The 16,002-nt window shown below is 41.8% G+C and carries 27 protein-coding genes; all 27 read right to left on the reverse strand.

Translation table 11 applies throughout. The annotated features are described in order from the left end of the window. Positions 1-3: 3 nt before the first annotated feature. The 27 genes from secY to AC1D69_RS23230 all read right to left on the reverse strand — a co-directional run bounded on the left by secY (position 4) and on the right by AC1D69_RS23230 (position 15,855). Positions 4-1,302: a preprotein translocase subunit SecY gene (gene secY / locus AC1D69_RS23100; RefSeq protein WP_495458481.1), complete on the reverse strand. Its 1,299-nt coding sequence runs from the start codon at positions 1,300-1,302 to the stop codon at positions 4-6. Continuing rightward, the gene (gene rplO / locus AC1D69_RS23105; protein WP_068537293.1) at positions 1,302-1,742 is read right to left on the reverse strand and encodes a 50S ribosomal protein L15; all 441 of its coding nucleotides are present in this window, start codon (positions 1,740-1,742) and stop codon (positions 1,302-1,304) included. The genes secY and rplO overlap by 1 nt, the downstream gene beginning before the upstream one ends. Positions 1,743-1,786: 44 nt before the next feature. Further along, a complete protein-coding gene (gene rpmD, locus AC1D69_RS23110; protein WP_495458482.1) occupies positions 1,787-1,972 on the reverse strand; it encodes a 50S ribosomal protein L30 in 186 nt (61 codons plus the stop codon). 13 nt (positions 1,973-1,985) lie between these two features. After that, the gene (gene rpsE, locus AC1D69_RS23115; protein WP_068537297.1) at positions 1,986-2,483 is read right to left on the reverse strand and encodes a 30S ribosomal protein S5; all 498 of its coding nucleotides are present in this window, start codon (positions 2,481-2,483) and stop codon (positions 1,986-1,988) included. 28 nt (positions 2,484-2,511) lie between these two features. Continuing rightward, positions 2,512-2,880: a 50S ribosomal protein L18 gene (rplR, locus tag AC1D69_RS23120; protein ID WP_495458483.1), complete on the reverse strand. Its 369-nt coding sequence runs from the start codon at positions 2,878-2,880 to the stop codon at positions 2,512-2,514. An 83-nt stretch (positions 2,881-2,963) separates the two neighbouring features. After that, the gene (rplF, locus tag AC1D69_RS23125) at positions 2,964-3,506 is read right to left on the reverse strand and encodes a 50S ribosomal protein L6 (protein WP_495458484.1); all 543 of its coding nucleotides are present in this window, start codon (positions 3,504-3,506) and stop codon (positions 2,964-2,966) included. 33 nt (positions 3,507-3,539) lie between these two features. Next, complete coding sequence (gene rpsH, locus AC1D69_RS23130) at positions 3,540-3,938, reverse strand: 30S ribosomal protein S8 (protein WP_068537302.1); 399 nt, start codon at positions 3,936-3,938, stop codon at positions 3,540-3,542. Between the two features lie 32 nt (positions 3,939-3,970). Continuing rightward, positions 3,971-4,156, reverse strand: a complete 186-nt coding sequence (locus AC1D69_RS23135; protein ID WP_074961883.1) for a type Z 30S ribosomal protein S14 — start codon at positions 4,154-4,156, stop codon at positions 3,971-3,973. A gap of 47 nt (positions 4,157-4,203) precedes the next feature. Beyond that, positions 4,204-4,746, reverse strand: a complete 543-nt coding sequence (gene rplE, locus AC1D69_RS23140; RefSeq protein WP_495458485.1) for a 50S ribosomal protein L5 — start codon at positions 4,744-4,746, stop codon at positions 4,204-4,206. A gap of 31 nt (positions 4,747-4,777) precedes the next feature. Next, complete coding sequence (gene rplX / locus AC1D69_RS23145) at positions 4,778-5,131, reverse strand: 50S ribosomal protein L24 (protein ID WP_495458486.1); 354 nt, start codon at positions 5,129-5,131, stop codon at positions 4,778-4,780. A 52-nt stretch (positions 5,132-5,183) separates the two neighbouring features. Beyond that, positions 5,184-5,552 (reverse strand): 50S ribosomal protein L14, encoded by a 369-nt coding sequence (rplN, locus tag AC1D69_RS23150; protein WP_495458487.1) that lies wholly within the window; start codon positions 5,550-5,552, stop codon positions 5,184-5,186. 37 nt (positions 5,553-5,589) lie between these two features. Beyond that, positions 5,590-5,856, reverse strand: coding sequence for a 30S ribosomal protein S17 (gene rpsQ, locus AC1D69_RS23155; RefSeq protein WP_495458488.1), 267 nt, complete (start codon positions 5,854-5,856; stop codon positions 5,590-5,592). 44 nt (positions 5,857-5,900) lie between these two features. After that, on the reverse strand, positions 5,901-6,098 hold the full coding sequence (rpmC, locus tag AC1D69_RS23160) for a 50S ribosomal protein L29 (RefSeq protein WP_068537312.1): 198 nt from the start codon (positions 6,096-6,098) through the stop codon (positions 5,901-5,903). Further along, a complete protein-coding gene (rplP, locus tag AC1D69_RS23165; protein WP_495458489.1) occupies positions 6,088-6,522 on the reverse strand; it encodes a 50S ribosomal protein L16 in 435 nt (144 codons plus the stop codon). Before rplP ends, rpmC begins: the two co-directional genes overlap by 11 nt. Positions 6,523-6,524: 2 nt before the next feature. Further along, on the reverse strand, positions 6,525-7,190 hold the full coding sequence (gene rpsC / locus AC1D69_RS23170) for a 30S ribosomal protein S3 (protein ID WP_495458490.1): 666 nt from the start codon (positions 7,188-7,190) through the stop codon (positions 6,525-6,527). 13 nt (positions 7,191-7,203) lie between these two features. Further along, a complete protein-coding gene (gene rplV / locus AC1D69_RS23175; RefSeq protein WP_495458491.1) occupies positions 7,204-7,536 on the reverse strand; it encodes a 50S ribosomal protein L22 in 333 nt (110 codons plus the stop codon). Between the two features lie 35 nt (positions 7,537-7,571). Then, positions 7,572-7,850 (reverse strand): 30S ribosomal protein S19, encoded by a 279-nt coding sequence (rpsS, locus tag AC1D69_RS23180; protein ID WP_495458492.1) that lies wholly within the window; start codon positions 7,848-7,850, stop codon positions 7,572-7,574. A 69-nt stretch (positions 7,851-7,919) separates the two neighbouring features. Continuing rightward, positions 7,920-8,750 carry a 50S ribosomal protein L2 gene (rplB, locus tag AC1D69_RS23185; RefSeq protein WP_495458493.1) on the reverse strand — a complete coding sequence of 277 codons (831 nt, stop codon included), beginning with the start codon at positions 8,748-8,750 and terminating at the stop codon, positions 7,920-7,922. 30 nt (positions 8,751-8,780) lie between these two features. Then, on the reverse strand, positions 8,781-9,074 hold the full coding sequence (gene rplW, locus AC1D69_RS23190) for a 50S ribosomal protein L23 (RefSeq protein WP_495458494.1): 294 nt from the start codon (positions 9,072-9,074) through the stop codon (positions 8,781-8,783). After that, positions 9,074-9,697 (reverse strand): 50S ribosomal protein L4, encoded by a 624-nt coding sequence (gene rplD / locus AC1D69_RS23195; protein WP_495458495.1) that lies wholly within the window; start codon positions 9,695-9,697, stop codon positions 9,074-9,076. The genes rplW and rplD overlap by 1 nt, the downstream gene beginning before the upstream one ends. Positions 9,698-9,721: 24 nt before the next feature. Beyond that, on the reverse strand, positions 9,722-10,345 hold the full coding sequence (gene rplC, locus AC1D69_RS23200) for a 50S ribosomal protein L3 (protein ID WP_495458496.1): 624 nt from the start codon (positions 10,343-10,345) through the stop codon (positions 9,722-9,724). A gap of 45 nt (positions 10,346-10,390) precedes the next feature. After that, a complete protein-coding gene (rpsJ, locus tag AC1D69_RS23205) occupies positions 10,391-10,699 on the reverse strand; it encodes a 30S ribosomal protein S10 (protein WP_036652923.1) in 309 nt (102 codons plus the stop codon). A gap of 415 nt (positions 10,700-11,114) precedes the next feature. Next, the gene (gene tuf / locus AC1D69_RS23210) at positions 11,115-12,305 is read right to left on the reverse strand and encodes an elongation factor Tu (protein ID WP_495458497.1); all 1,191 of its coding nucleotides are present in this window, start codon (positions 12,303-12,305) and stop codon (positions 11,115-11,117) included. 99 nt (positions 12,306-12,404) lie between these two features. Continuing rightward, a complete protein-coding gene (gene fusA / locus AC1D69_RS23215; protein WP_495458498.1) occupies positions 12,405-14,483 on the reverse strand; it encodes an elongation factor G in 2,079 nt (692 codons plus the stop codon). 44 nt (positions 14,484-14,527) lie between these two features. After that, positions 14,528-14,998, reverse strand: coding sequence for a 30S ribosomal protein S7 (rpsG, locus tag AC1D69_RS23220; RefSeq protein ID WP_068537335.1), 471 nt, complete (start codon positions 14,996-14,998; stop codon positions 14,528-14,530). A 46-nt stretch (positions 14,999-15,044) separates the two neighbouring features. Further along, positions 15,045-15,464 (reverse strand): 30S ribosomal protein S12, encoded by a 420-nt coding sequence (gene rpsL, locus AC1D69_RS23225; RefSeq protein WP_068537339.1) that lies wholly within the window; start codon positions 15,462-15,464, stop codon positions 15,045-15,047. Between the two features lie 139 nt (positions 15,465-15,603). Continuing rightward, entirely contained in the window at positions 15,604-15,855 is a 252-nt protein-coding gene (locus tag AC1D69_RS23230) for a ribosomal L7Ae/L30e/S12e/Gadd45 family protein (protein ID WP_495458523.1), read from the reverse strand. Between the last annotated feature and the right edge of the window lie 147 nt (positions 15,856-16,002).

Here is a 16,002-nt window from a genome sequence, read left to right on the forward strand (position 1 = left end):
CTCTTATTTATTAATGAAACCTTTGTAATGACGTTTGATCAATTGGCCTTCAATTTGCTTCATAGTGTCCAATGCAACACCGATAACGATGAGGAGAGCAGTTCCCCCGATTTGCACGGATTTAGGCAATCCAGCCAAGCTACCTAAGAAGATCGGCATTAGCGATATAACCGCTAAGAATATTGCACCGGACATTGTCAAACGAGACATAACGCGGGTCATATATTTCTCAGTTGCTTTCCCTGGACGAATCCCTGGAATATATCCACCGTTTTTCTTCATATTATCAGCCATTTGTTGAGGATTCATCTGTACAAATGTATAGAAGAATGTAAATCCAATAATCAAGATAACATACAAGACCATACCCAATGGTTGATCAGTATTAAAGTTAGTACTAACCCATTTAGCCCAAGTATGTGTGGACCAGAAGTTAGCTAGAATGATTGGAAATTGAAGCAATGATATGGCGAAAATGACTGGAATTACGCCCGCTGCATTGATCTTAAGCGGAATATGCGTATTTTGTCCTCCATACATTTTATTTCCAACGACACGTTTAGCATATTGTACTGGAATCTTACGAATCGCTTGTTGGATGTATATAACACCAATAACAATCAGTACAACAACAACAACTAAAAGAATCGTCTTCAATGAATTCATAAATGCTTGATTATCCTGAATGAAGGAAGATTGAGCCGTAGTAGTGATATATTGTGGAATGTTGGCTACGATACCTGCAAAGATAAGCATCGAAATCCCGTTTCCTATACCCTTCTCCGTAATTTGCTCACCCAACCACATCAGAAAAGCAGTACCTGCTGTCAACACAAGAGCGATCAATGCATATTTAACGAAACTTGCATTAGGAACCATTTGTGTACCATACATACGGTTGAAACCGATAGACATAGCAAACGCCTGAACTAATCCCAATACAATCGTACCATAGCGTGTCAATTGTGCTGATTTTTTCTTACCGTGTTCGCCTTGTTTGGCCCACTCGGCAAGCTTGGGTATAACATCCATGGAGAGCAATTGCACTATGATGGATGCTGTAATATATGGCGTAATCCCGAGGGCGAATATAGAGAAATTCTGTAATGCGCCACCCGAGAACGTATTGAGGAGACCAAACAAATCTGCACCCGCACCGCTGTTATTCATAAGAACGGACTTATCGACACCAGGTACTGGAACAAAGCTACCTATGCGATAAATGAATAATACAAACAGTGTGAATAGGATTCGTTTACGTAGATCCTCAATATGCCAAATATTTTTGATCGTCTTAATCATTAGATCACCTCGGTTTTACCGCCGGCAGCCTCGATTTTCTCTACCGCAGATTGAGAAAACTTATTCGCTTTGACAGACAGCTTAACTGTAACTTCGCCGTTGCCAAGAATCTTGATTCCGCTTTTAGCATTTTTCACGATTCCATTTTCGAACAAAAATTCTGGTGTTACTTCTGTATCTGCTGCAAAGTTGTTAAGATCTTCGATGTTCACGATCGCATATTCTTTACGCGTTGGATTAGTAAATCCGCGTTTAGGTAAGCGACGATACAACGGGTTTTGTCCACCTTCGAAACCAGGGCGAACTCCACCGCCGGAACGAGAGTTTTGACCTTTATGGCCACGACCTGATGTTTTACCTGTACCACTTGATGTTCCGCGTCCAACACGTTTGCGTTCTTTACGGGAACCAGGGGCAGAGGAAAGCTCATGTAATTTCATCGTTCGTTGCACCTCCTTAAGATTTGTAGGTTAATCTTTGTAGATTAACCTTCGATTTCTGTTACTGATACTAAATGGGATACTTTATTGATCATTCCGCGAATCGCAGGATTGTCGTTATGAACAACAGTTTTGTTGATTTTTCTCAAACCAAGTGTGTTGACAGTCGCACGTTGATCTTCAGGACGACCGATCAAGCTACGAACGAGGGTGATTTGAAGCTTTGTCATGACATTCCCTCCCTTAACCGAGCAATTCTTCGACGGATTTGCCGCGTAATTTCGCAACATCCTCAGCGCGTTTCAGACGGGATAATCCCTCTAAAGTTGCGTTGACCATATTCATGGAGTTCGAAGAACCCAGAGATTTTGTCAAGATATCGCCCACACCAGCAAGTTCAAGTACAGCACGTACAGGACCGCCAGCAATAACTCCAGTACCTTCTGATGCTGGTTTCATAAAGACCCGACCAGCTCCGAATTTACCTGTTACAGTGTGAGGAATCGATGTTCCAACAAGTGGAACATGAATTAGATTTTTCTTAGCATCTTCAATACCTTTGCGAATCGCATCAGGTACTTCGCCCGCTTTACCGATACCGGCGCCAACATAACCTTTGCCATCGCCGACAACTACCAACGCGCTAAAGCTAAAACGGCGTCCGCCTTTTACAACTTTTGCTACGCGGTTAATATTTACAACTCTTTCAGTCAGTTCTAAAGTATTCGGATCTACACGCAAGTCGTTAACCTCCTTTTTAAAAAATATCTTAGAATTCTAAGCCTGCTTCACGAGCAGCATCTGCAAGTGCTTGAATTCGTCCGTGATATAAGTATCCTCCGCGGTCAAAAACAACGGAAGCATAGCCCTTATCTTTCGCACGTTTAGCAACTAATTCTCCCACTTTACGAGCTGATTCAACATTAGCACCGTTAGTGATCCCTTCAGTCAATTCCTTATCGACAGTAGATGCTGATACCAATGTAACACCAGCAACATCATCGATCAACTGAGCATAGATATGTTTGGAAGAACGGAAAACGTTGAGACGAGGACGTTCAGCTGTTCCAGTAATTCTCTTACGAACACGAAGATGTCTGCGTACACGCGCTTTGTTCTTATCTTGTTTTGTAATCATGAATTCCTTTTCACTCCTTTCAGTTTGCCTTCAAAGCTTCAAGTTAAGACGCACAGGATAAATCTGGATTAAGAAAAAATAACTTATTTTTTCTTACCAGCTTTACCTTCCTTACGGATAATGCGTTCACCTTCATACTTAATCCCTTTACCTTTGTAAGGTTCAGGCTCACGTACCGAACGGATATTAGCAGCATAAGCTCCTACGCGTTCTTTATCGATGCCTTTAACAAGGATCTTTGTGTTCACAGGTACTTCAAATTCAATACCTGGTTCTGGAGTGATTTCAACAGGGTGTGAGTAACCTACGTTTAGAACGATCTTATCTCCGGATTTGCTTGCACGATATCCGACCCCAACCAATTCTAGAGATTTCGAGAATCCTTCAGTTACACCAGTCACCATATTGTTGACAACGCTGCGGGTCGTGCCGTGAAGAGAACGATGCGTTTTGTTGTCAGATGGACGTTCAACAAGAATTTCATTATTATCTACTGTTACCTTCATGTCTTTATGAAGTTCACGAGTCAAAGTTCCTTTAGGACCTTTAACAGTAATAACAGTATTGTTCAAAGTGATTTCTACACCACTTGGTACTGTAATTGGTTTGCGACCAATACGAGACATATATGTTGCACCTCCTTGTCTTGTGACTTTATATTACCAAACGTAGCAGACAACTTCTCCGCCAGATTTAGATTGACGCGCTTCTTTATCGGTCATAACTCCCTTTGAAGTAGAGATAATCGCGATACCTAGACCGCCTAGTACACGTGGAACTTCGTTGCTCTTCGTGTACACGCGAAGGCCTGGTTTACTAATTCTTTTCAAACCTGTGATAACACGTTCGTTGTTTTGTCCATATTTCAAGAAAATACGGATAATCCCTTGTTTGTTATCAGCGACAACTTCTGCGTCGCGGATGAATCCTTCACGCTTCAAAATATCAGCGATTTGTTTCTTCATCGTTGAAGCAGGCATTTCTACCGTTTCGTGACGTACTGTATTAGCGTTACGAATACGAGTTAGCATATCTGCAATTGGATCAGACATAGTCATGTGTGTAAACCTCCTTCCCGTTTATGGACTTCTTACCAGCTTGCTTTTTTCACGCCAGGAATCTGGCCCTTATAAGCTAATTCACGGAAACAAATTCTGCAAATTTTAAACTTTTGCAGTACCGAATGTGGACGACCGCAACGTTCGCAACGTGTATATGCACGAACTTTGTATTTAGGCGTACGTTGTTGTTTTACTTTCATCGAAGTTTTTGCCACTTAGACTGACACCTCCTAATAATTTTCGGAGAAATGGATTTGCGAAATTACTTTGCAAAAGGCATTCCCATTTGAGCAAGTAGCTCGCGGGACTCTTCATCAGTATTAGCTGTCGTTACAATAACGATATCCATACCGCGAACTTTATCCACCTTGTCATATTCAATCTCAGGGAAAATTAATTGTTCCTTGAGTCCAAGTGTGTAGTTACCGCGGCCATCAAAAGCCTTAGCAGATACACCGTGGAAGTCACGAACACGAGGAAGAGTGATGTTGAACAATTTATCTAAGAAATAATACATGCGTTCACCACGAAGTGTAACTTTAACACCGATCGGCATGTTTTCACGTAGTTTGAAACCAGCGATAGATTTCTTAGCGCGAGTGATAATTGGTTTTTGACCCGAAATCAGTTGCATATCAGCAACAGCGGAATCAAGAACTTTAGAGTTAGAAACAGCTTCACCAACACCCATGTTGATAACAACTTTCTCAATCTTAGGCACTTGCATTACTGTTGTATAATTAAACTTCTGCATCAAAGCAGGTGTAATTTCGTTCAAGTAACGTTCTTTTAATCTTACTGCCATGAATCACAAACCTCCTTTCTTCACTAATAAATTAGTCGATAACTTCTCCGGACTTTTTCGCTACGCGAACCTTTTGTCCGTTATCCAATACTTTGTATCCGATACGAGTTACTGTTCCGCTCTTTGGATCGATATGCATCACGTTTGAAACGTGAATAGCTGCTTCCTGCTCAATGATACCGCCTTGTGGGTTAGATTGGTTAGGCTTTTGATGTTTCTTCATCATGTTAACACCTTCAACCAAGACCCGGTTTTGACGAGGGTAGGCTGCAATGACACGACCTTTTTTACCTTTGTCTTTACCACTAATCACCATGACTGTATCATCTTTTTTGACATGCAGCTTATTGCTATGGGATTCTAGAACTTTTTTCACTTTTGGCATTTGTTACACCTCCTGCTGCTTGCTATTCCTTGCAAGTTTAAGGTTATTTGAATTAGATAACTTCCGGTGCCAAGGAAACGATTTTCATGAAGTCTCTGTCGCGAAGTTCGCGAGCAACAGGTCCAAAAATACGAGTTCCACGTGGGCTCTTATCATCTTTAACAACAACTGCAGCATTTTCATCAAATGTGATATACGAACCGTCTTTACGACGAACAGTACGTTTAGTACGAACCACTACAGCTCTTACTACATCACCCTTTTTGACAACGCCGCCTGGTGTTGCAGCTTTGACAGAACATACGATCATATCACCAATAGCTGCTGTACGACGACCAGTTCCTCCTAAAACGCGGATACACATAAGTTCCTTCGCTCCGGAGTTGTCAGCTACATGCAAACGAGTAAATGGTTGAATCATTTAAATTTCCTCCTTTCGAAAAAAACTATCAAGGGGTTTAGAGGATAATCGCTTTTTCCACGATTTCGACTAATCTCCAGCGTTTATCCTTGGATAGCGGACGGGTTTCCATAACTTTAACGATATCCCCGATTTTCGCAGTATTGTTTTCATCATGCGCTTTAAATTTCTTAGTATGTTTAAGGCGCTTGTGATACAAATTGTGCTTTTTATGAGTTTCAACAGCAACAACAATAGTTTTATCCATTTTGTCACTGACTACTTTACCGACTTGCACTTTACGTGCATTACGTTCTTCAGTCATTGTAAGCCTCCTTCCTGAATATAGACAGGTTCAGTCCAATTCAATTAACTAATTCCAAGTAATCTTTCATGGATAATAGTTTTAGCACGAGCTATTTCTTTACGAACATCACGAATCCGTGTCGGATTGTCAAGCTGACCAGTAGCCAGTTGAAAACGAAGGTTAAAGAGTTCTTCTTTAAATCCGGATACCTTTTGTTCTATCTCAGCAGAGGTTAGGTTACGAAGTTCACTAGCTTTCATTTGCTTCACCACCCACTTCTTCACGTTTGATAAACTTAGTTTTGATTGGTAGTTTGTGAGCAGCAAGACGCATCGCTTCACGAGCGATCTCTTCCGGCACTCCACCAAGTTCAAACATGATTTTACCTGGTTTTACTACTGCAACCCATTTTTCCACGTTACCTTTACCACTACCCATACGTACTTCTAGAGGCTTCTGTGTGATTGGCTTATCCGGGAAAATTTTAATCCATACTTTACCACCACGTTTGATATAACGAGTCATAGCAATACGCGCAGCCTCGATCTGACGGTTAGTAATCCATGATGGCTCAAGAGCTACTAGACCGAATTCACCGAAGTTCAATTCAGTTCCGCCTTTAGCTTGGCCTTTCATGTGTCCGCGTTGTTGCTTGCGGTGTTTTACACGTTTTGGTACCAACATGATTAGTTGCCTCCTTCCTGCGCAGCCTGTTTCTTAGCCGTAGGAAGAACCTCTCCACGATAGATCCATACTTTTACTCCGATTAGACCAAAAGTAGTAGCCGCTTCAGCCGTACCGTAGTCAATATCAGCACGAAGCGTATGAAGTGGAACAGTTCCTTCGCTATAGCCTTCCGAACGAGCGATCTCAGCACCGCCAAGACGTCCGCCAACTTGTGTTTTAATTCCTTTTGCACCAGAGCGCATAGTTCTTTGCATTGCTTGTTTCAAAGCACGACGGAAGGAGACACGACGTTCCAATTGTTGTGCAATGCTTTCTGCAACGAGAATAGCATCTAGTTCAGGATGTTTGATTTCAGAAATATTAATGTGAACTTTCTTACCAGCAGAAATCTTAGTAATTTGACTGCGAAGTACTTCTACTTCAGCGCCACCTTTACCAATTACCATTCCTGGCTTAGCAGTATGAATAGTAACATTCACACGATTAGCTGCACGTTCAATTTCAATGTGCGATACAGCTGAATCTTTTAATTTATTTTTAACGTATTCGCGAATTTTAACGTCTTCCATTAAAAGAGTACCGAACTCTTTTCCTGCAAACCATTTAGATTCCCAATCACGAATAATACCTACTCGTAGTCCTATTGGATTTACTTTTTGGCCCACTCGTTATCCCTCCTTATTTCTCAGATACCACCAAAGAGATGTGGCTAGTACGCTTGTTAATCTTGCTAGCGCGTCCCATCGCACGAGGACGGAAACGTTTCATCGTCGGTCCTTGGTTGACATAAACTTCACTAACATACAACTTGTTAACATCTAGTGAATAGTTGTGTTCAGCATTTGCGATAGCTGAGTTCAACAACTTTTCCACAACCGGGGAAGCGGCTTTCGGAGTGTGGCGAAGAATTGCGATTGCAGCGCCTACTTCTTTACCACGAATCAAGTCAACAACCAGTTGAACTTTACGAGAAGAAATCCGAATAGATTTAGCATGTGCTTTTGCTTCCATTGTTTTACCTCCTCTCAGACAAAGAGCTTAAAATATTATCTTCTTGTTTTCTTATCATCATCCGAATGACTTTTGTAGGTACGAGTTGGAGCGAATTCGCCCAATTTGTGTCCTACCATATCTTCCGTTACGTATACTGGAACGTGTTTACGTCCATCATACACACCAAAAGTAAGTCCGATGAACTGTGGAAAAATAGTGGAACGACGGGACCAAGTCTTAATAACAGCCTTTTTCTCCGATGCGTTCATAACTTCAACTTTTTTCAACAGGTAACCGTCAATGAAAGGTCCCTTTTTTAAACTGCGACTCATATGTGAATCCTCCCTTCATCAAATCTTCTCGTTACTTTCGGCACTTCACAACGTTATGCACAGTGTGCATTATTTTGTGCGGCGGCGAACGATATATTTGTCAGAAGCTTTTCCTTTTTTACGTGTCTTGTATCCAAGAGTTGGTTTACCCCAAGGAGACAATGGAGATTTACGACCGATTGGAGCGCGTCCTTCACCACCACCGTGTGGGTGATCGTTAGGGTTCATGACTACCCCGCGGACTTCTGGGCGTTGACCCATCCAGCGGCTACGTCCTGCTTTACCAATCTTAATTAGTTCGTGGTCTGCGTTACCAACAGAACCGATTGTAGCGCGACAAACCTTCAACAATTTACGAACTTCACCAGAAGACAAACGTACGGATACGTATTTTTCTTCTTTACCAAGAAGTTGAGCTTCAGTACCTGCTGCACGTACTAATTGTCCACCTTTACCTGGTTGTAATTCGATGTTGTGGATAACTGTACCTACTGGAATGTTCTCCATAGGAAGTGTATTACCAATCTTGATATCAGAAGCTGGTCCTGATTCAATTTGATCTCCTACTTTTAGGCCTTGTGGAGCGATAATGTAACGTTTCTCTCCATCAGCATAGTGGATCAAAGCAATATTGGAAGTACGGTTCGGATCGTATTCAATCGTAGCAACGCGACCTGGTATGCCGTCTTTAGTCCGTTTGAAGTCAATGATACGGTATTTACGTTTGTGTCCGCCGCCGTGGTGACGTACAGTGATTTTACCTTGGTTATTACGTCCCGCATGTTTGAAAAGGGGAGACAACAAGGATTTTTCCGGTTCGTTTGTTGTGATTTCTTCAAACGTAGACACTGACATATGTCTTCTAGCCGGGGATGTTGGTTTATACTTTTTAATTGGCACTGAATTTCCCTCCTTACTTTAGCGATTTCACTACTCTACTGCTTCAAAAAATTCAAGCGGCTTGCTATCTTTACTTAATGTAACTATAGCCTTTTTCCATTCAGAAGTATAACCGTTATATTTACCATAACGTTTAGGCTTTTGTGGAACACGCATTGTATTTACATTTGTAACTTTAACTTTGAAAATAGCTTCGATAGCTTGTTTGATTTCGGTTTTATTGGCACGGAGTTCAACTTCAAAAGCGTATTTCATGTCGCTCATATAGTCGGCCGTACGTTCCGTAATAACCGGACGTTTAATCACATCGCGAGGATCCTTCATTACGCGAACACCTCCTCTACCTTCTGAACTGCTTCCTTCGTAATGATCAACTTGTCGTACAATAGTACGTCAAGGACATTAATGCCGTCTGCTGCTACAAATTTAACACCAGGAATATTACGAGCAGCTAGAGCTACTGTATCATCAAAGGCAGGTGTTACAATTAGAGCTTTACGTTCGACTTTTAAGTTGTTCAAGATTGCTGCAAATTCTTTCGTTTTTGGCGAGTTCAACGTTAGAGCATCAAGAACAATGATATTGTTATCAAGTACTTTGGATGACAACGCAGATTTAATCGCTAAGCGACGAACCTTTTTAGGCAATTTGAATGTATAACTACGTGGAGTTGGTCCAAATACCACTCCGCCGCCTTTCCATTGTGGAGAGCGAATAGATCCTTGACGAGCACGACCTGTACCTTTTTGTTTCCAAGGTTTACGTCCTCCGCCACGTACTTCAGAACGTCCTTTAACTTTGTGAGTACCACGACGTAGAGAAGCTCTTTGTAGCAAGACAGCTTGATTCATAACATGTACATGCGGTTCGATACCGAATACATTGTCATTTAGTTCAACTTCTCCTACTTCACTTCCAGTAACATTAAAAAGAACTACTTTAGGCATTGTTTTTCCTCCTTCCTTTGGTGATTATTTCTTCACCGTTTCTTTGATTTTCACAAAGCTGTTTTTAGGTCCTGGAATAGCACCTTTTATAAGTAGAACGTTACGTTCAACATCCACTTTGATAACTTCAAGTTTCTGTACTGTAATTAGCGTATGTCCCATATGTCCTGGAAGGCGTTTGCCTTTAGCAACACGGTTCGCTTGAATGGAACCCATGGAACCCGGTCTACGGTGATAACGTGATCCGTGAGCCATTGGTCCGCGGCTTTGTCCCCAACGTTTAATTACACCTTGAAATCCTTTACCTTTTGAAGTACCTGTTACGTCAACAAACTCGCCTTCAGCGAAAACGTCAGCCTTCAATTCCTGACCTACCTCAACACTAGCGAAGTCATTCCCGCGAATTTCGCGAACGTAGCGCTTAGGCGCAGTATTTGCCTTTTTCGCATGACCTATTTCAGGTTTGATCGCGTTTCTTTCTTTCTTATCGGAGAAACCTAGTTGGATCGCTTCATAGCCATCGTTTTCTAGATCTTTCTTCTGCAATACAACGCAAGGACCTGCTTCGATTACCGTTACAGGAATTACATTACCCTCAGCTGTAAATACTTGAGTCATTCCGAGTTTTTTTCCTAAGATACCTTTCATGTTGACACCTCTTTTCCTTTCAAAGTTCCTTACTAGTAATCAATATTACAATTTAATTTCAATATCTACACCGGACGGCAGGTCCAAGCGCATTAAGGCATCCACAGTTTGTGGAGTCGGGTTCACAATGTCGATCAAACGCTTATGAGTGCGTTGTTCGAACTGTTCCCGCGAATCCTTATACTTGTGTACCGCACGGAGAATGGTAATGATTTGTTTTTCAGTTGGAAGTGGAATTGGTCCAGAAACACTAGCACCTGAACGTTTTGCAGTTTCAACAATTTTCTCAGCGGATTGATCAAGAATTCTGTGATCGTAAGCTTTCAAACGAATACGAATTTTTTGCTTTGCCATTTTAGTCCCTCCTTCTATCGCCCAATTTGGTATCGGACATACTCCACGAAAATTTTCTAGACAACCGCTCCATGGCAAAGGGGCCAGGTGTGTCAGTAACCTCTCGCTTCATCGCAACGTCTCAGAACAACATTCATTATTATATAGAATACTTGAATATAATGCAAGTATAAAATAAAAAGTTAATATATTACCTCTTGGCTAAGTCTATATATTACACTTTATTTTCTAACTAGGCAACCTTAAACTATCAATTATAAGGAATCACTTCGCAGTAATTTCATCCAAATTTTCCATTAAATCAAAAACAGAGGGCTCTATCTTTAATGGATAGAACCCTCTATTACTTGCGTTCACATCACACTGTTGCTCGTTACAGTACATTGTTGCTTATGATTCAAGACCAAAGTCTTTATTATTTAGTGATTGTTGCTACTGAACCAGCACCAACAGTACGTCCACCTTCACGGATTGAGAATTTAGTACCTTCTTCAATCGCGATTGGGTTGATCAATGCAACAGTTACAGTGATGTTATCACCAGGCATAACCATTTCAGTACCTTCTGGCAAAGTAATAACTCCAGTTACGTCAGTTGTACGGAAGTAGAACTGTGGACGGTAACCAGTGAAGAAAGGTTTATGACGTCCGCCTTCTTCTTTTGTCAAAACGTAGATTTGTGCTTCGAAATCTGTGTGTGGTTTAACTGTACCTGGTTTAGCAAGTACTTGGCCACGCTCGATCATTGTGCGGTCAACACCACGAAGCAATGCTCCGATGTTGTCCCCAGCTTGTGCAGAATCAAGCAATTTACGGAACATTTCAACGCCCGTAACTACTGATTTCTTAGCTTCTTCAGTGATACCAACGATTTCAACTTCTTCTCCGACTTTAACAGTTCCGCGTTCTACACGACCTGTAGCAACGGTACCGCGACCAGTGATAGAGAATACATCCTCAACAGGCATCAAGAAAGGTTTGTCAGTGTCACGAACTGGATCTGGCACATAAGTGTCGATAACTTCGAACATTTCAACAATTTTCTTAGCCCATTCGCCATCTGGGTTAGCCAATGCTTCACGAGCTGAACCTTGGAAGATTGGAGTATCATCGCCTGGGAAATCATATTCATTCAACAAATCACGAACTTCCATTTCAACCAATTCAAGAAGTTCTGCGTCTTCAACAACGTCACATTTGTTCAAGAATACTACGATGTATGGAACACCAACTTGTTTAGACAATAGGATATGTTCGCGAGTCTGTGGCATAGGGCCGTCAGCTGCAGAAACAACCAAGATAGCTCCGTCCATTTGAGCAGCACCAGTGATCATGTTTTTAACGTAATCGGCATGTCCTGGGCAGTCAACGTGTGCATAGTGACGGTTAGGAGTTTCATATTCAACGTGAGAAGTAGAGATTGTGATACCACGTTCGCGCTCTTCTGGAGCTTTATCGATTTGATCGAATGCTATAGCAGCACCCCCGTAAGTTTTGGACAATACAGTTGTAATTGCTGCAGTAAGAGTCGTTTTACCATGATCGACGTGACCAATAGTACCGATATTTACGTGTGTTTTATTGCGTTCAAATTTAGCCTTTGCCATTTTAAACACTTCCTCCTTCAATAAATAAATTGTTTATGTTCATACAGCATAAAGTAAAAGGATATTCCCTTTCACTCCATCCTGTAAAGAAAATGATAATTATTCTCCGCCTTTTGACTTGGAGATAATTTCTTCAGCAATGCTCTTCGGAACTTCTTCATAGTGAGATAGTTCCATCGAGAACACACCGCGACCTTGAGTACCAGAGCGAAGTGTTGTCGAATATCCGAACATTTCAGATAGAGGCACCTTAGCACGAATAATTTGAGCTCCTGCACGAGTATCCATACCTTCAATCCGTCCACGACGGGAATTCAGCATACCCATAACATCACCCATATATTCTTCCGGTACGGTTACTTCAACTTTCATGATTGGCTCAAGAAGTACAGGCTTACACTTGTCTTTAGCAGCTTTAAGTGCTAGAGAACCTGCAACTTTAAATGCCATTTCATTGGAATCGACATCATGGTATGAACCATCAACGATAGTAGCTTTGACATCAACAAGCGGGAAGCCTGCGATAACACCGCTCTTCATTCCTTCTTCAATCCCTGCAAGTGCTGGAGCAACATATTCTCTAGGAACAGATCCACCGACAACCTTGCTTTCGAAAGTATTACCAGTACCTGCTTCAAGAGGTTCGAATTCAACCCATACGTGACCGTATTGTCCACGACCACCAGATTGACGTACGAACTTACCTTCTACACGTGCTGCAGAACGGAATGTTTCACGATAAGCAACCTGTGGTTTACCCACATTCGTTTCCACTTTGAACTCACGACGCATACGGTCGATGATGATATCAAGGTGAAGCTCACCCATACCTGCAAGAATAGTCTGGCCAGTCTCTTCATCTGTGTGAGCACGAAGTGTAGGATCTTCCTCAGTTAATTTACCGAGAGCGACACCCATTTTGTCTTGGTCAGCTTTAGTCTTAGGTTCAACTGCAATGGAGATAACTGGATCCGGGAAATTCATAGATTCAAGAATAACTGGATGTTTCTCATCACATAGCGTATCACCTGTACCTGTGTCTTTCAAACCAACAGCTGAAGCGATATCTCCGCAGTAAACTTCAGAGATTTCTTGACGGCTGTTAGCATGCATTTGCAGGATACGTCCGATACGTTCGCGTTTACCTTTTGTTGCATTCAGTACATATGATCCGGATTGTAGTACACCAGAATATACACGGAAGAACGTAAGTTTACCAACGTAAGGGTCAGTCATGATCTTAAATGCAAGTGCAGCGAAAGGTTCTTTATCATCAGACTTACGGATTGTTTCAGTACCATCATCAAGATGACCAATGATAGCTGGAACGTCTGTAGGAGCTGGAAGATAATCAACAACTGCGTCCATCATTAACTGAACGCCTTTGTTACGATAAGATGATCCACAGATTACTGGGAAGATCTTAGTCTGAACAACACCTTTACGAAGAGCTGCTTTCAATTCCGGAATGGTGATTTCTTCACCCTCAAGATATTTCATAGTCAATTCTTCGTCTAACTCTGCAACTTTTTCAATTAGTTCTGCGCGAAGTTCTTCAACTTTCGCTTTGAATTCTTCTGGAATTTCAACAACTTCGATGTTTTGACCCAAGTCATCTTTGTACATGTGAGCTTTACGCTCAACAAGGTCAATAATCCCAGTAAAGTCATTTTCAGCACCAATCGGAAGTTGAATTGCTACTGCGTTTGCCTTAAGGCGATCACGCATTGTTTCAATAACATTAAGATAATCAGCACCGATAATATCCATCTTGTTCACATATGCAATACGCGGTACGCCATACTTGTCAGCCTGTCTCCATACGGTTTCAGACTGAGGTTCTACGCCCTCTTTTGCACTGAACACACCTACTGCCCCATCCAATACACGAAGGGACCGTTCAACTTCAACAGTGAAGTCAACGTGTCCCGGGGTATCAATGATATTAACGCGGTGACCTTTCCAAGAAGCAGTCGTAGCAGCGGAAGTAATCGTAATTCCGCGCTCCTGTTCTTGTTCCATCCAGTCCATAGTCGCAGCACCCTCGTGAACTTCACCGATTTTGTGCGTTATGCCTGTGTAGAACAAGATGCGCTCCGTGGTAGTTGTTTTACCAGCGTCAATATGAGCCATGATCCCAATATTACGTGTATTGTTTAAGGAGAACTCTCTTGCCATGAAAATAGTCTCCCTTCAATAACATAGTTATATTTAAGCTAATTCTACCAACGGTAGTGAGCAAACGCTTTGTTCGCTTCAGCCATCTTGTGTGTATCTTCGCGTTTCTTAACAGAAGCGCCTGTGTTGTTTGAAGCATCGATAATCTCTGCTGCCAAACGTTCTTCCATCGTCTTCTCACCGCGGTTGCGGGAGTAGTTTACAAGCCAACGTAGACCTAGAGCTGTACGTCTTTCAGGTTTCACTTCTAGTGGTACCTGGTAGGTTGAACCACCTACACGACGTGCTTTAACTTCTAGAACTGGCATGATATTCTTGATCGCCGTTTCAAACACTTCCATCGGATCTTTCTCCGTACGTTCTTGAATAAGCTTGAACGCGTTATATAGAATTGTTGCAGCAGTACCTCTCTTACCATCCAACATAATGCGGTTGATTAGACGAGTAACTAGCTTGCTATTGTACAACGGATCTGGTAATACGTCTCTTTTAGTAACTGGACCCTTGCGTGGCATGGATATCCCCCTTTCTTAAATCAATTGAATTCTATTGAATTCACTATTATTTTTTAACCTTAGGACGTTTCGTACCATATTTGGAACGAGCTTGCATCCGGTTGTTAACACCTGCAGTATCAAGAGCACCGCGAACGATGTGATAACGTACTCCTGCAAGGTCTTTTACTTTTCCTCCACGAACCAATACGACACTGTGCTCTTGCAAGTTGTGTCCGATTCCTGGAATATAAGCAGTCACCTCTATGCGATTCGTTAAACGAACACGAGCATATTTACGAAGTGCGGAGTTTGGTTTACGTGGAGTCATAGTACCTACACGTGTACATACACCACGTTTTTGTGGAGCGCTCAATCCAGTCTCTTCACGCTTCAAAGCGTTATACCCTTTTTGTAGTGCTGGGGATTTAGACTTATAAATCTTAGATTGACGTCCTTTACGAACTAGCTGATTAATTGTTGGCATGTTGTTGCCACCCCCTTCCCAATATTACTGTCCAATTATACCTTCCAAGTCCACAGACCCAGGCGGTTCATAAAAGGACAAATGAAAAGCCTTTGCCGAAAGATTTTTGCATCTTTCTCACAAAAACATCCCTTTAAAACTATGGTTTAATGACGGCAGCCATCGCTGCACCCACTTCAATGCTGCATGCTTCGCCCAATTCAGTCATGGTATCCACATACGTTATGTTGACGCTATGCTTGTCGCATAGTGCTACAATTTTTGAAATAAGCCGCTGATCTGCATCTAAGGCTACATATACTTCAGTAGCTTGACCACACTCAACTGCTCGCATGGTTTGTTTGGTGCCTATTCTAACATGAGCATCCTGTAATCCTCTATCATTAGACATCATTACGATTCCTCCAAAAGAACAGGAATAACTAAATCACTCACGCACCTATGATATATTAGCATCCCACATCATTGATGTCAAGAGATTTGGTGCATTTACTAGATAAATCAAGTTGGTGCTGTGAAATCAAACCCTTATAAGTAT

It is taken from the genome of Paenibacillus sp. Y301 (genome assembly GCF_059445505.1).